This is a genomic window from Simkaniaceae bacterium (assembly GCA_021734805.1).
GTDB lineage: Bacteria > Chlamydiota > Chlamydiia > Chlamydiales > JACRBE01 > Amphritriteisimkania.
The window spans coordinates 1-15,363 of record JAIPIG010000020.1 but is presented as its reverse complement, the minus strand read 5'-3'; the positions used below and the strand labels follow the sequence as shown (position 1 = coordinate 15,363).

11 protein-coding genes are annotated in these 15,363 nt (G+C 41.6%); 7 read left to right on the top strand and 4 right to left on the bottom strand.

Annotated features, from left to right (window positions below; all coding sequences use genetic code 11):
- Positions 1 to 2,433: a phosphoenolpyruvate synthase gene (ppsA, locus tag K9M07_05070; GenBank protein ID MCF7852593.1), complete on the bottom strand. Its 2,433-nt coding sequence runs from the start codon at positions 2,431 to 2,433 to the stop codon at positions 1 to 3.
- A 99-nt stretch (positions 2,434 to 2,532) separates the two neighbouring features.
- On the opposite strand from ppsA, the gene K9M07_05065 reads away from it, so the two are divergent.
- Together K9M07_05065 and K9M07_05060 are read left to right on the top strand one after the other, a co-directional pair.
- Positions 2,533 to 3,990: an SDR family oxidoreductase gene (locus K9M07_05065; GenBank protein ID MCF7852592.1), complete on the top strand. Its 1,458-nt coding sequence runs from the start codon at positions 2,533 to 2,535 to the stop codon at positions 3,988 to 3,990.
- Positions 3,991 to 4,062: 72 nt separating this feature from the next.
- Complete coding sequence (locus tag K9M07_05060) at positions 4,063 to 4,770, top strand: porin family protein (protein ID MCF7852591.1); 708 nt, start codon at positions 4,063 to 4,065, stop codon at positions 4,768 to 4,770.
- Positions 4,771 to 4,817: 47 nt separating this feature from the next.
- On the opposite strand, the gene K9M07_05055 is transcribed toward K9M07_05060, so the two are convergent.
- A complete protein-coding gene (locus K9M07_05055) occupies positions 4,818 to 5,282 on the bottom strand; it encodes a DNA starvation/stationary phase protection protein (GenBank protein MCF7852590.1) in 465 nt (154 codons plus the stop codon).
- 116 nt (positions 5,283 to 5,398) lie between these two features.
- Here K9M07_05055 and K9M07_05050 point away from each other — a divergent pair, with 116 nt between their 5' ends.
- From K9M07_05050 to K9M07_05035, 4 genes are all read left to right on the top strand, one after another.
- Positions 5,399 to 6,727, top strand: coding sequence for an amino acid permease (locus tag K9M07_05050; protein MCF7852589.1), 1,329 nt, complete (start codon positions 5,399 to 5,401; stop codon positions 6,725 to 6,727).
- Entirely contained in the window at positions 6,724 to 8,940 is a 2,217-nt protein-coding gene (locus K9M07_05045) for a hypothetical protein (protein ID MCF7852588.1), read from the top strand. Before K9M07_05050 ends, K9M07_05045 begins: the two co-directional genes overlap by 4 nt.
- Before the next feature lie 150 nt (positions 8,941 to 9,090).
- Positions 9,091 to 9,642, top strand: coding sequence for an NUDIX hydrolase (locus K9M07_05040; GenBank protein MCF7852587.1), 552 nt, complete (start codon positions 9,091 to 9,093; stop codon positions 9,640 to 9,642).
- Between the two features lie 50 nt (positions 9,643 to 9,692).
- A complete protein-coding gene (locus tag K9M07_05035) occupies positions 9,693 to 10,907 on the top strand; it encodes a glycosyltransferase (protein ID MCF7852586.1) in 1,215 nt (404 codons plus the stop codon).
- Here K9M07_05035 and K9M07_05030 read toward each other — a convergent pair.
- Positions 10,904 to 12,541, bottom strand: a complete 1,638-nt coding sequence (locus K9M07_05030) for a tetratricopeptide repeat protein (protein ID MCF7852585.1) — start codon at positions 12,539 to 12,541, stop codon at positions 10,904 to 10,906. The genes K9M07_05035 and K9M07_05030 overlap by 4 nt on opposite strands.
- Before the next feature lie 90 nt (positions 12,542 to 12,631).
- Between K9M07_05030 and K9M07_05025 the strand changes: the two genes are divergently transcribed.
- Positions 12,632 to 13,795 carry a UTP--glucose-1-phosphate uridylyltransferase gene (locus tag K9M07_05025; GenBank protein ID MCF7852584.1) on the top strand — a complete coding sequence of 388 codons (1,164 nt, stop codon included), beginning with the start codon at positions 12,632 to 12,634 and terminating at the stop codon, positions 13,793 to 13,795.
- On the opposite strand, the gene K9M07_05020 is transcribed toward K9M07_05025, so the two are convergent.
- Entirely contained in the window at positions 13,769 to 15,178 is a 1,410-nt protein-coding gene (locus tag K9M07_05020) for a hypothetical protein (GenBank protein ID MCF7852583.1), read from the bottom strand. The genes K9M07_05025 and K9M07_05020 overlap by 27 nt on opposite strands.
- Positions 15,179 to 15,363 lie beyond the last annotated feature (185 nt).

Below are 15,363 nucleotides of genomic sequence, written 5' to 3'. Positions count from 1 at the left end.
TTATGATTTCCTTTTTTTATTTTTAATTTGTCGCTGTTCATGTTTTGCAATGACAAAAAGAGTTTTGATCAAAGCATCGGGAGTTAAACTGATGCTGTCGATCTTACAATCAATCAAAAATTTTGTAAACTCAGGATAAGTCGAAGGGGCATCTCCACAAATGCCAATTTTTCGTTTATTTGCTCTTGCAACTTTGATCACCTCTCTAATCATTCTCTTCACGGCCTCATTGTTCTCATCATAAATATCGGCAACAAGTTCACTATCGCGATCAACCCCCAGTACCATTTGCGTTAAATCATTGCTACCGATACTAAATCCGTCAAAAATGCGACTATATTGATCAGCTAAAATAACATTGCTTGGAATTTCACACATGACATAGACCTCGAGTTTCTTTTTCCCCCTTTCAAGGCCCTGTTTTTTCATGACTTGTAATACTTTTTTTCCCTCTTCCGGTGTCCGACACATCGGAATCATGACTTTAAGATTTGTCAAGCCAAACACTTCGCGAGCCTTTTTAATACCGCGGCATTCGAGCGCAAACCCTTCTTCATATCCCTCCTTATAATAGCGAGAGGCACCTCGCCATCCAATCATCGGATTTTGTTCTTTGGGTTCAAAATATTTTCCGCCGATGAGATTGACATATTCATTAGTTTTAAAATCGCTGAAGCGCAAAATGACATCGCGTGGATAAAACGCTGCCGCAATCATAGCAACGCCTTGAGCGAGTTTATCGACGAAAAATTGCCGTTTATCATCATAACCTCGCGTCATCATTTCAATTTGCCGGCGAATGTCGGGATCTTCAACGCGATCAAACTGCACAAGTGCCATAGGATGGATGCGAATGTGTTCATTCACGATAAACTCTTGCCTAGCAAGTCCTACTCCGGCAGAAGGTAAAAAACTCAGTTTAAAAGCCTCATCGGGATAACCGATATTGATCATGACGTGTGTTTTCGTTTTTGGGATTTTTTTCACATCGATTGTATTGATTTGAAACTTCAATAACTTATCATACACAATCCCCCGTTCCCCTTCCGAACAATCAATTGTAATCTCTTGCCCGGTTTGAATGGTTTGAGTCGCATCATTGGTGCCTACAATACAGGGAAGACCCAGTTCGCGACTCACAATCGCCGCATGTGATGTTCTCCCCCCGCGATTTGTGACAATAGCTTTCGCCTTGCGCATGATCGGAACCCAATCGGGATCGGTCATTTCGGTGATTAAAATCTCCCCTTCTTGAAATGAGGCAATATGGCTTACATCTTGAATAACATGGGCAACGCCCTGTGCAATTTTATGGCCAACAGCTTTCCCCTTTGATAAAATCTTCCCTTTTTCTAGAAGTTTAAATTCTTCAATCACATTTGCCTTTTTCTGTGAGTGAACCGTTTCCGCTCTGGCTTGGACAATGAATAGCTCTCCCGTATCCCCATCTTTGGCCCATTCAATATCCATAGGGCTCCAATGTTTGCTTGTGCGCCGATAATGTTCTTCACATTCGATCGCCCACTTTGCAAGTTTTAAGATTTCCTCATCGGTAAGGCAAAACTTGCTTCGCTCGCTCTCTGACGTTTCAATTTTTTTCGTTGGGGCTTCTTTTTCGGAATAAATAATTTTGGTTGCTTTTTCACCAAGGCGCTTATTGATAATCGCGGGATAACCTTGCTTAAATGTCGGTTTAAACACGTAAAATTCATCGGGGTTAACGGCTCCTTGAACAATATTTTCCCCAAGTCCATAGCTTCCCGTAATATAGATCACATCTTTAAAACCACTCTCCATATCTAATGTAAAAATCACGCCGGAACTCGCCTTATCTGAGCGGACCATTTTTTGCACACCGACAGAGAGATAGGTTTTGAGAGAGTCAATGTTGTGATTGAAGCGATAAGCGATGGCTCGGTCTGTGAATAACGAGGCAAAACACTTCCGACACGCATCGAGCAGCGCCTCTTCACCTACGATATTGAGGAATGATTCTTGTTGACCTGCAAAACTTGCCGTAGGCAAATCCTCAGCCGTCGCAGAAGAGCGGACGGCAACGTCGGCTTTTTCCAGATGATGTTGCCGAGATAACTCTTCATAAGCATGTAAGATCTCACTTTTCAATTCATCGGGGAAGGAGACCTTCAAGATAAGTGAGCGAATAGCATGACCTGCTTTTGCTAAAGCAGCCCCATCTTGAGGATCAAGATCTTTTAATTGCTGCCGTATTTCTTCATTGAGGTTTGCCTTTTCAAGAACATAGCGGTAGGCATGCGTTGTCAGAGTAAATCCTGAGGGAACTGAAACCTTTTTTTTCTTTAAATGGCGCACCATTTCTCCCAATGAGGCATTTTTTCCCCCAACGAGCAAAATATCATCTTTGCCAACTTCATCTAACCATAAAATAAAAGGAGTGGGTCTTTTTGTTTTCATATACACCGCCGGAAAAGAAAAAATTTATCTGTTTTTTTTATGGCATTTCATCTGATTTAGTGCCAACATCAAATTAAAAACAATTTTATTATAGTCTTTATGCGTATTTTGTTAACCGGAGCCAATGGTTACATTGGTTCACGCCTTTTAATCCGTTTGATCGAAGATAATCATACCGTAATCGCTTTAATGCGCACACCGGCTCGAATGGATCTTCCGGAATCGATGCGATCTCGTATTCAGATGATTAAAGGTGATCTCCTCGATCCCTCTTCGCTCCATCAGATCCCTCATGATATCGATGCTGCCTATTATCTTGTCCATTCAATGGGCGATACTTCCAAAGATTTTGTTCAGATGGAGAAACAGTCTGCAGAAAATTTTATTAAAGCCATTGAACAAACAAAATGCCAACAAATCATTTATCTTACCGGACTAATTAGCAGTGAGCATTTATCTAAGCATTTGGCCTCACGCCTTCAGGTAGAAAATATTTTAAAAAAATCTCGCATTCCCTACACCGTGTTGCGCGCAGGCATCATTATCGGTTCCGGAAGCGCCTCTTTTGAAATCATTCGCGATCTCGTTGAAAAATTACCTATTATGGTTGCACCTCGTTGGGTAAGCAACTTATGTGAACCGATCGCAATTCGAGATGTGATTGATTATCTCGCCCGCGTTTTAGACAATAAAAAATGCCTAAATCAAGTGTTTGATATCGGAAATCATCAGCAACTCACCTACCGGCAACTGCTTCTTGGCTTTGCGAAAAAACGCAAAATGCACCGCCTCATTATTCCGGTCCCTTTTTTTAGCCCTAAACTCTCTTCCTATTGGTTGTTTTTTATCACATCAACGACATTTTCTTTGGCTCAAACTTTAGTGGATAGCTTAAAATGCGATGCGATCTGCCAAAATCGCGCGATTGATTCAATCATTGAAAAAAAATGTCTCACGTATGATGAAGCGCTCAAACTCGCCTTCGATAAAGTTGAGAGCAAATCTGTAGTATCCAGTTGGAGAGATGCCATATCCTCGGGCAAAAACAACCCTCATCTCTTTGACCTCATCGAAGTCCCCTCCTTTGGATGTCAGTACTATAGAGTTCATTTTCAGTTTGAGGGCGATCCTCATTCTGTCTTTGACTCAGTTCTCACATTAGGAGGAAAAAATGGCTATTACATGGATTTTATCTGGCGCATTCGGGGCTTGATTGATCGCTATCTCGGAGGCGCCGGACTCAATCGAGGCAAAACAGAACGAAAACATCCAAGAGCGGGTGATGCCATCGATTTTTGGAGAGTTCTCTTAGTGGATGAAAAACATCTGCGCTTTTTGTTGTTTGCTGAAATGAAAATGCCGGGTGAAGGCTGGCTCGATTTTAAAATTGAGGATCATACGCTGATTCAAACAGCCACTTTTCGTCCCAAAGGCGTTTTAGGACGCCTCTATTGGATCTTTCTTGCTCCTTTTCATGCCCTCATTTTTAAAGGACTCGGAAAGAAACTCATTAAACAATCTAAATCAGATCTTATAAAAATATTAAAAAAAGATTGAATATCTTTTTAAAGATATCGTATAACCTTCTGTGCAAATTAAATTTTGTTATACAACTTTTTGGAGATCGTTATGAAAAAATCTTTCCGGTGGATTGGAGCCGTAGCTCTTTTCACGCAAATGGCTCTTTTGAGCGCAACAACTCCTTCAGCAAATAGCTCTACTGATGGGGCTTCCGTAGGAAATGCTGAAGAGTTTCAAGGAATCAATCTCAGTGCCGGTGTTGGATATAATGGGTTAAAACTCATCACACAGCGCAGCGGAATTAAACCCAAAGCAAATACGACCTACGGTTCGGATGGTGTAGCCGTTCAACTCAAAGTCGCAGGAGATTATGCTTTTATGGATATGGGTCTTGTTGGAATTGAGGCTTATGGTCAATACAACAGCGGCGAAACCGAAAACAATTTCTATGAAACCACCACAAGCACAACGGCAACAAACCGCACCTTCAAGATGTCTTGGAACTTGGGTCTCGATTTAAAACTCGGCATTGCACCAAGACCTTCCAACCTCATCTTTATCTATGGAGGACCCGACTGGGGTCACTACAATTTCCACTATAAAACAACGGGCGTAGATAATACATACTCAGAGTTTCATCTCGGTGGAATGTTAGGGGCAGGACTACAACAGTTTTTCTGCGATCAGTGGTTTATTAAAACAACATTCGATTACCGCTGGTATCCTTCCAAAACGCTGACATATAGCAATGGAGAGACACAAAGCATTAAGCCAAGACTTGGCACTGCTCTTTTCATGGTTGGATATAATTTCTAATTTTGACAGTCAAGCTCCCCGCTTAAAGCAGGGAGCTTGGCCTCCGTTCATAAATGGCTTCGCAAAAACCACGCTGTCTTTTCATGATCGCGCAAAAGTCCTCCTAGGAGATCAACTAGGCCGTAATCTTTGTACTTCTCGCCTAACTCTGACAACTCTCTCAACTCTTTGATGATTTTTTCATGCGCTGCAGCAAGCTTTTCTAACATCTCATCTGCACTTGCTTCGGGATTGATCGCCTCTATTTTTGTATGATGAGAAAAATGAACGAGTGAGGCTTCGACTTTTTCTCCCATTTGTCGGATCCGCTCCGCAATGATATCGCCATTTTCAGCGAGTTGTTCATATTGATCTTGCAGCATTTCATGGAGAGCAATAAAACGAGCATCTTCAATATTCCAATGGCAATTGAGCGTGTTGATATAAAGGGCATAGGTATTTGCCAGTGCTCTATTTAAATGGTTAGCTAAATCTAGTACAGCGCTCTGCTTGAGACCGAAATTGACTTTCATGGTGTTCCTAATTTGCACAAAAATGTATATAAAATATTTTATATAAAAATGGGTGTTTTTCATCCAAGGAGATTCATGCCATGCGACCGGCAAAAATTGGAATTATCCCTCTTGCAATGATTAACGTTGCAGCTATTATCAGTTTAAAAAATTTTCCTATGACTGCTGAGTATGGGTCGAGTCTTATCTTTTATTTCGTCCTTGTTTCGATTATTTTCTTTATTCCCACTTCTTTGATTTCTGCAGAACTCGCAACGACATATCCTGAAACGGGAGGTGTTTATATTTGGGTTAAAAAGGCGCTGGGAGACCGTTGGGGCTTTATTGCAATTTGGCTACAATGGGTTGAAAATGTGATTTGGTACCCAACAATTCTCTCTTTTGCCGCAGCGACACTCGCTTATGCTTTCAATCCTGAGCTCGCTTCAAATAAATTATTTCTGACACTTGTCATCCTCGTCTCATTTTGGGGATTTACTTTTCTTAACTTTTTGGGAATGAAAGCCTCCGGATGGATCAGTTCCATCGGCGTTGTCACAGGAACGCTCATTCCGGGATTGATTATCTTATGTTTTGGAATCGCCTATGCTTTTGGATCTAATCCCATCCAAATCACTTGGAATATCATTCCCGATTTTACACGCGATGACTTTGTCTTTATATCGGGACTTCTTCTTTGTCTAGCCGGGATGGAAATGTCAGCAGTTCATGCTAAAGAAGTTAAAAACCCCGCAAGGGATTATCCTAAGGCGATTTTTTTATCGATTGGCATCATTTTGGTCTTATCTGTCCTGGGCTCACTTGCCATTGCAATGGTTGTTCCTAAAAAGGATTTAAGTTTGGTTGCCGGAATGATGCAAGCTTTTGACATTTTTTTTGCTATCTATCACATTCCATGGATGACGAAATTAATTGCGCTCCTCGCTGCATCAGGTGCTTTTGCTATGGTCAGCACATGGATTATCGGCCCGAGTAAGGGATTGATGACAACGGCGCTTAGTGGGGATCTCCCCCCTCTCTTACAAAAAAGAAATGAACATAATGCACCCACAGCGCTTCTTTGGCTGCAGGGAATCATCGTCACAATTCTCTCTTTGATCTTTTTATATATGCCCAATATCAGTAGCTCTTATTGGCTACTCAGCGCTCTCACAGCTCAGCTCTATTTGATCATGTATATTTTGATGTTTATCTCGGCTCTGATCTTGCGCAAAAAAAATCCCTCTTTAAAACGCCCCTACAAAGCCCCATTGTTAAAGACTCAATGTACTTTAGGGATTTTAGGATCTATCTTTGCAATCATTATGGGGTTTTTCCCACCCAAGGGATTTGAAATTACCCATACCATCGCCTACATTTTATTTCTTGTGATCGGAATTGTTATTCTAAGTATCGTTCCTCTCATTATTTTAAAATTTAAGAAACCCTCTTGGACACAAATATGAACTATAAAAAATATCCCATTCTCATCATTGATCCGGCAATCGAGCATCAGTCGCAAGGGGAAAACGCTCTTGATCACATTTTAGATGAGTTATCTCAAATGGGATTTTCCATGATGACGGCAAGTGATGGGGAAGAGGGATTACAACTTTTCATGCAGCATAGCGAGCTGAGCTGCATTATTTTTGAGTGGGAAGCTAAAGGAACTACGCCACAAAAAATGATTGAAACGATTCGCCATCGCAATCATCACATCCCTATTTTTATTATGACTGAAAGACAAAAACTCAAAGATATTCCCTCTGATCTCCTCTCATTGACAAATGGCTATCTTTGGAAAATGGAAGATACGCCCCATTTTATTGCGGGACGTATTGATAAAGCGGCTGAAGACTATTTGGTCGCCCTTCTCCCCCCTTTCTTTAAGGAACTCATTAAATATGTCGAAACATATAAGTATAGTTGGCATACGCCCGGACATTCGGGTGGACTTGCTTTCTTAAAATCGCCTGTTGGGCATATTTTTTATAACTTCTTTGGTGAAAATGTCTTTCGTGCAGATCTCTCCGTTTCCGTTCCCGAGTTAGGCTCTTTAATGGAACATACCGGTGTCAATGGTAAAGCCGAAGAACATGCTGCTAAAATTTTTGGTTCCAACTACACCTACTTTGTCACCAACGGGACATCAACGGCCAATAAGATTGTAGCGAATGCATGTATTACCGATGGCGATATCGTCTTGGTCGATCGCAATTGCCATAAGTCGCTTCAACACGCTCTGACACTGACCGGTGCAATCCCCATTTATTTCATTCCTTCGCGCAATGCCTACGGAATTATCGGTGGGATTCCTAAGTCAGAATTCCGCTCGGAAACCATTCGGAAAAAAATTGCGGAAAACCCCTTAATTAAAGATAAAAATCGCCCCATTAAATGCGCCATTGTAACCAACTCAACCTACGATGGACTCATCTATGATGTCGTAGCGATCAAAACCCTTTTGCAAGAGATGGTGACTCACCTACATTTTGATGAAGCATGGTATGGCTATGCCCGTTTTCATCCCCTCTATTGCGATCGATACGCAATGTGTGAAACGCATACGGAAAAACACCCTACCGTTTATGCGACACAATCAACGCATAAACTGCTTGCAGCCTTTTCTCAAGCTTCAATGATCCATATCAAAGATGGCAGTCAACCGATTGACCCCTCTCAATTCAATGAAGCCTTTATGATGCACACCTCAACCTCCCCTCAATATAATATCATTGCCTCGCTCGATGTTGCAGCCAAAATGATGGAAGGGGCTTTTGGAGAAACCCTCATTGAAGAGGCCATCGATGAAGCCATTGCTTTCCGAGAAAAGATGGCCCAGATCAGCAATGAACTCAGTGTCAAAACAAGCGATCCGAAAACGCATTGGTGGTTACCTATCTGGCAACCCAAACATCTATCAAAAGAGGCTAAATCTTGGCATCTCGCTCAAGATCACTGGCATGGTTATGAACCCATTGATAATGACTTTATGATGCTCGATCCCATCAAAGTCACGCTCCTTACGCCCGGCATGCGTCTCGATGGCAAAATGGGCGATTGGGGCATTCCCGCACCTATTATCGCTCGTTATCTCATGAACCATGGCATTGTCGATGAAAAGACCGGTTTCTATTCTTTCTTAGCCCTTTTTTCTATGGGAATTACAAAAGGGAAATCAAGCATCTTAATCTCAGCCCTTTTTGATTTTAAAGATGCCTTTGATGCCAATGTATCCCTATCGGAAATCTTTCCTGATCTCGTTGAAAAATATGAAAATGCTTATGGCAATATGACGATCCGGGACTTGGCGCAGCAAATGCACGCTTTACTTAAAGAAGCGGATATTGCCACTCTGACGCATAAAGTCTTCTCTACACTCCCGTCTCCTATATGTACTCCCCATGAGGCCTTTCAAGAACTCGTAAATCACCGCTATGAAGAAGTTCCGATCCGCTCTATTTTAAATCGCACCATGGCTGTTATGCTTGTTCCCTATCCTCCCGGAATTCCCGTTGTTATGCCCGGTGAAATGATTGATGAATCCTCAAAATCAATCATCGATTATTTTACCCTCCTCGAAACATTTGACACCCAATTCCCCGGCTTTGAAACGGAAACACACGGCATCGATGTCAAAAACGGGAAATATTATACCAAGGTGCTTATGTCGAAATAAGTCGAAACAATGAGTTCATATTAGGGTATATCAAAATTAACCGGCTTGTTATAGGAAAGGAGAAACGATCAATAAAAAGGCATTTTGGCTATGAATGGTTAGCCCGTTTGGCCTTTTGTTCAACTCAAATTTGTAAAAAATGTGGGCTAGATGAGGGAGACAATTTATTCTTTGATCGAAAAAATCGCTCCTTTTGATGCTATTGAACATGAACATCGTGAGGAATCGCTCAAATGGATCGAATCGGGGGACTCTCTTTTTCGAACCGAATCTCCTGATATCCCTCCTAAACACCTCGTTTCATATTGCATCTTATATGACCGACAGCACCGGAAAATCTTACTGGTCGATCATATTAAGGCAGAGCTATGGATTCCGCCGGGAGGGCATGTCGATCTCGATGAACATCCTCAAGAAGCGGCAAAACGAGAACTCAAAGAAGAACTGGGTATTTCCCTTCCACTTCTCTCTTCAGATCCTCTTTTTATTAATGTCACCCCCTCTCAAGGACTCTATTCAATGCATACGGATGTGACCCTTTGGTATGTCTTTGAAGCGGAAATAGATATGATGTTTCAAATAGACCAAAGAGAATTTATCGATGCAGCCTGGTTTCACCTCTCAAATATCCCTACTCAGCGATCTCATGATTCCATCGTACGCTTTGCTAAAAAATTACATCTTTTTAATGAGAAGTTATAGATCTTCATCTGATCGCTTGGTATACACCGAAATAAATTGAAGAATTGCCAATGCGTATTTTGATCACCAACACAGAATCTTGGGGTATGGGTAGCTTTAGTGTTGCCAATGCAATTTTGCATGAGTTGTTAAAGCGCGGGCATCAGGCGATCCTATTCTTTCCGGATACCGGTTTGATGACGCATGATATCGATTATTACTACAATCACAAAGAGATCTATAAAATTTGGAAATTTCCTATCTCAGATCATCAGACTGAAATCCAATCGTTTCCGCTGATTATCCCCGACCTACATCCTAGGTCGACAGATCATAAAACGTTTAAAGAGCTGAGTGATCGGGAATTACAGTGTTATTTCCATTCTCTTCGCCATGAACTTCATCATTTAATCGATCAATTTAATCCTCACATCATTGAATGCCAACATATTTGGACAATGAACAAAATTGTTCAAGAAACAAATGTCCCCTTTATCTGCACGGCCCATCATACGGATCAACTTGGATTTGACTATGATTCCCGGATGCATTTGATTGCCAAAGAGGCAGCTCAGCGCGCTGAAGCGCTAATCGCTGTTTCTGACTATGTCAAGAATGAACTCATTGCTCAATATCACGCTCCGCCAAAGAAGATCCACATGATAGCCAATGGGTATAACAAAGACATTTTCTTCAAAAAAGAGGTCGATCGAAAACAACTTCTTCATCAACTTCACCTAGATATTCCCGATAATGCCACCCTCTTCTGTTTTTCCGGAATGATTTCAAAAACAAAAGGCGTTGATTTGATCTTAAAAGCCAATCGACTTCTCTCATCCGATGCAAATATCCATTTTCTTATTTTGGGAGCGGGACATATCGATGATGTCATCGATCCTAGCGATGCTGCAATCTATTCTTTTGAGCGCGTTCATTTCTTGGGATATCAACCGATGCAGCAATTATCCGCTATTTATAATTGTTGTGATTTTGGTCTACTTCCCTCTCGAGATGAGGGATTTGGGATCGCAGCCCTTGAGCTTATGGCTTGTGGGCTACCCATGATTGCCACCCGAGTTGGCGGCTTACAAGAACTAGCCATTGGCACGCTCATTCATTCAGGTCGTGAAGAAGAGCTTGCCCAAGCCCTCATCGACTGCTCTCAATGGCCTCAAGAAAAAAGGGAAGCCATTTCCAAGAAAGCCATGCAAAAAGCAGCCTCTTTTTCTTGGGAAAAAGCTGTGGATCAGCGTCTTAAACTCTATGAATCGATCCTTAGAAATTAGAAAAAGAGATTCAAGCCCATCTTTGCCGTTAAAACTTTATAATGATTGGTATCAAAATAATATTCTGCACCTGCGTCCATCGTAAAAAAGCTACTTACGGAAAATTTTGCTTTCACCTCAAACTCATTGGCATGAGTATAGTTTAATGAAAGTTGTTGTGGGGGAGCAATATTAGTTGGAGTAATGACTTCTGCAACGTTCATGAAATCTCTAAGCTTCTGCCACTTATATGTATAGCGCACCTCTATGGCATCGCGAAGCCCCCAGCCTTTAATGAATTTAAACGTTCCAAAATGGCGATAACGACCTCGATATGAGAAATACTCCTCATCAAGCGCATTAAAATTTCCATATAAATAGTGATATTCAAACTGAGCCGTTGTCCCTTTCACTTTGAATTTTTGAATGAAATAGGCATCAAATTCTTTTAAACGATTCTGCACCGATCCATAAAAATGATTCACCGACCCATTGGCGCCGATCACCGTATGTTCTTTAAAGAGTGAAAAGTCGATCCGTCCCGCAATCCCCTTTTGGTCTATATATTCTGTTTGAACTGTTTCAAAGTTGCGGCCGATGACCTCTTCCTTATAAACTTTTGACATGAATGAGAGATGGGGAATCTTGATGAGAAGCAGTACCTGCGGCTCCCATTTAATCTGAGAGGGAAAGGGGAAAATAGGATCTACTCCCTTATTCGTTCCCCACCGCATTGTCGATTGAGCAATCAGTTTGACATAGTCGCGATAATGCCAATCAAGTCCCGCTACCCCGTAGTAATTGTTGATATAGTAGTTACTTCTCTCGCTTATCTTATTGTATTGTTGCTCAGGCTGATAAGCCCCAATTCCATAGAACTCAAGTGCATTACAAAGCGGGAGTGAGAGTTTTAATGAGGAATACCACGTATTCATTTTTGTCGTATATTGGTTGGTGACGAGATCGATCTCTTTTTGTTGAATAAATTCTCCCTTCAATTCAACTCCCGGCCGGACATATTCACGCACTCCAATCACTTGATCGAGATATCCCCCCTTGTAGCCCGAGTTTTTCCATGCCGTTTTAAAATGCCGATAAGATCCGTTAAATTCTCCTTGCACATACTCAATACGCCCCATCAAATAGTTTAAGCTAACATTTTGAGGATCTGATACGAGTCCCGATTGAATGACAACTTGAGCCTCTTTATAGCGCTTTTGTGCAATATAAGTTTCTCCGAGCAAGATAGTTGCATCGAGATAGTCGGGATGGAGGCGAACGATGGGAACAAGATAGCGCTCGGCAAGGGCATACTTTTTTTGATCATAAGCAATGGAGGCGAGCGCCAGCTCAGCATAAAGATCTTGTCCATACCATCTTAGGATTTCCTCGTAATAGGCTTGAGCTTGTTTGATATCTCCTTTTTCCTCATATAATTTCCCAAGACGAAGAAGAAATTCACGATTTAAGGGATCATCTCGATGCAGTTTCAAATAGATATCAATAGCTTGTTGAATATCGCCATGTGTTTGAGCATATGTGGCTTTTTTGACAAGTTCATACCGCTCCATTTCGCCGATTTGGAACTGCTGCTCAGAAAACAACATTGGCGCAAAAATCAAAAAAAGAACTATAAATGTCTTTTTTATAGACACGGCAACCTTCCCAACCCTTTATTTTGTTTTTAAATTGATTGTTAAGTTAGTTTCAACTTTATTATAATGAAATATAATATTTTAGGTCGTATGACTAATAAAGAGATTATTAAACAGTTTTTAAAGAGCGTGGACCAAAACCACCTCATTCCCTTGATCAGTGAGATGACCGATGCTGAGATCTCACCCCTTTTTGATCAAATCAACGAATGGAAAAAACGGCCCCTTTCTGATTTTATATATCAATCTCCCCCTTCTCTTCCCTCTCACCTCACCTCTTCTCTCTACAAGACTTTAGAAGGAGATGCAAATGATATTAAGAGAGGAAAGCAGGCTTTAAACGATCAATCCGTTCATTGCATCGTATTAGCCGGAGGTGAAGCTAGCCGGCTAAATTCCAATACACCTAAAGCCCTTTATCCCCTTTTCCCCGGAAAAACACTGCTGAGCTTATTCATTGAAAAGCTCTCTCACTCACAGACCTTCACCCTTTTAACCTCTCCCGCCGGGTCTTTACCTATTAAAAAAACGCTCCCTTCATCATTTCCACCTCCCCTCATTCAATCAACGCTCCCTTTTCTAGATCTCAATCGACATTGGATCCTCTCTTCAAAAGGAACAATTATAGATGGCCCTGACGGCAATGGCGGGCTTCTCACCACCCTCAAAAAGACAGGCTATTTAAACGCTTTAAAACAACAAGGGATCTCCACTATCGTGATCATGCCAATCGATAATCCCCTGATTGATCCCTATGATCCTAATCTTATCGGAATCCATATCAACCGGAAAAATGATTTAACCTTACGTTGTTATGAAAAATCAACCAATGAAAGAGGTGTTGGGATCATCGGAATGGATGATCGGGGAAGAGTACATATCGTCGATTATACGGATCTTAATCCGGAAAATCCCGATTATAGCAATCTCAAATATGCCAATATGAATCATATGTGTCTTTCAATTGATCGATTGATCGAGATGGTGGAAGAAAACTTGTTACCCTTTCATTGGGTAAAAAAAACGATATGCCGAGAGAAACACCCTGAAGTGATACCAATAGGGTTAAATCCCGATACTTCAGGCCATTTTAGTATCTATAAAGGAGAGCGATTCATTACCGATATTTGCCCCTATGCCGATCGAGTCAGCCTTATGATTTCCCCAAAAGAGAGCTCATTTGCCCCCCTTAAAAGAGAGGATGATCTTCCCCATATACGCGAGCAGTTAAACAAAAGGATAAAAAAGAGTTAAAAAAATCTTGCGGATTTCGCGTATTCCTTGAAGGACCGTTGGTGATTGAATGTCCTCTTTCATCAATGTATCTCCAAGCCTGACTGATAAGTCAACATCCAGACCCGCCCTCTCATCATTGAGCATCCCAATATATCGCTGAATGATATTTCTAAACGTCACCGGTAACAAATCAAATAATGTTCTTGAAATTTCTCGGTGTTCTTCTATTGAAAGACTCTCATCTCTAGGCAATAACAGCCCTTGTGTCACAAGAAAACAGGCCCTAACTGCCGGCCTAATTACCTTAACGTGAAAGGAAAACAACTTATAACACTCATCTTTTCTCTCAGGAGCGGCCCGACTATATTCATCCCAAAATCCCATAACTATAAAAATGCGGGAATTGATTGGAATGGACACTTCACCGTTAGCTTTATAAATTTTATCCCATTTTATTTGGAGGTTTTCTTGCTGAGTTTGGCTTGCTATCACAAGAGAATGAATGGAATCTAATGCCGATCGGGCCGTCTCTTCAAGATTACCCCAATATCTCATTCTTGGCCTTTTAATTTTCCTAACAAAAGCTCGCATATTCGGATCAATCCACCCGGTTAACTTCAGTGCAGCTCCTGTTGCTTCGTCCTCTGATTGGGTTCTTTTTAACAAGTGGTGTCGCATATCTTGAGTGAGTGTTGAATGGGGGAATTTTGAATCAAATACATCGATCAACCGAGACCAAGAAGCAATAACTTCCGTCGATTTCATATGCTCTGTGAAGGCGCTTGGATCGATGGCTTCCATCCGATCCATAATGCTATAGACTCTCATCCAGAGTCCCCATGCAATTGAAGGATCCGTCTCTCTTTCAATGCACTGAATGGTTTCTTCAAAATTGAGTGCATAATCTAAAAACTTACGCGCACTTAAAGGAATGCTATTCCCTTCACTGTCATAGATGGGGAATAGCCTCTCATCATCTCTTTTAGCTAACGTTTGATCTAAAATTCTTGCGGAGATGTCCGGGGGAAGCTCCTCATCTTTAGAATAAAGTGGTATCGCTCTACGTCCTACTGTCAGTGGGGACTCTATTCCATCATCCCAATAAGTCATATCATTGAATGTCACAGGGGAACTGTTGGGAGGCGTTCCTTCCCTTTTAAGGCATGATTTTGGTGACAAAGATTCTTCTAAGTCTTCTATGGCCGGCGTTGCATCCTCTACCGGGGATCTAACAGCGCGAAAATGCGTTGCCGAATTGGTAGGGGACGAACAGGCGCAAGCAAAAGCAGTCATTGCTACTTCTGTCGTTCGCTCTTGCTTTTCACTTTTCCCTAATTCTTCGGGGAAACCGGCGCTTTGAGCCTCTGAGTGTGTTACGGGACGTATGAATGCATTTGCCATTACGATGGTTTCCTGTTAAAAAATTAATTTATAATCCCTTTGCATTTATACCGCTCGTCATTCAAGAATTGTTTTTTTTGTCGCCGGCATCCCCGCTTGATCGATTTACCTCACCTCTGCCTATTGTCAATAGCGCGTCGGTTCGGTAAAGGGCCTTCGGCCCGATCGACCATCGGTGCGCCGGC

Excerpts from the sequence above, each read along its gene's own strand:
- ppsA (MCF7852593.1), bottom strand. The coding sequence starts at position 2,433 with ATGAAAACAAAAAGACCCACTCCTTTTATTTTATGGTTAGATGAAGTT.
- K9M07_05065 (MCF7852592.1), top strand. The coding sequence starts at position 2,533 with ATGCGTATTTTGTTAACCGGAGCCAATGGTTACATTGGTTCACGCCTT.
- K9M07_05060 (MCF7852591.1), top strand. The coding sequence starts at position 4,063 with ATGAAAAAATCTTTCCGGTGGATTGGAGCCGTAGCTCTTTTCACGCAA.
- K9M07_05055 (MCF7852590.1), bottom strand. The coding sequence starts at position 5,282 with ATGAAAGTCAATTTCGGTCTCAAGCAGAGCGCTGTACTAGATTTAGCT.
- K9M07_05050 (MCF7852589.1), top strand. The coding sequence starts at position 5,399 with ATGATTAACGTTGCAGCTATTATCAGTTTAAAAAATTTTCCTATGACT.
- K9M07_05045 (MCF7852588.1), top strand. The coding sequence starts at position 6,724 with ATGAACTATAAAAAATATCCCATTCTCATCATTGATCCGGCAATCGAG.
- K9M07_05040 (MCF7852587.1), top strand. The coding sequence starts at position 9,091 with ATGAGGGAGACAATTTATTCTTTGATCGAAAAAATCGCTCCTTTTGAT.
- K9M07_05035 (MCF7852586.1), top strand. The coding sequence starts at position 9,693 with ATGCGTATTTTGATCACCAACACAGAATCTTGGGGTATGGGTAGCTTT.
- K9M07_05025 (MCF7852584.1), top strand. The coding sequence starts at position 12,632 with ATGACTAATAAAGAGATTATTAAACAGTTTTTAAAGAGCGTGGACCAA.
- K9M07_05020 (MCF7852583.1), bottom strand. The coding sequence starts at position 15,178 with ATGGCAAATGCATTCATACGTCCCGTAACACACTCAGAGGCTCAAAGC.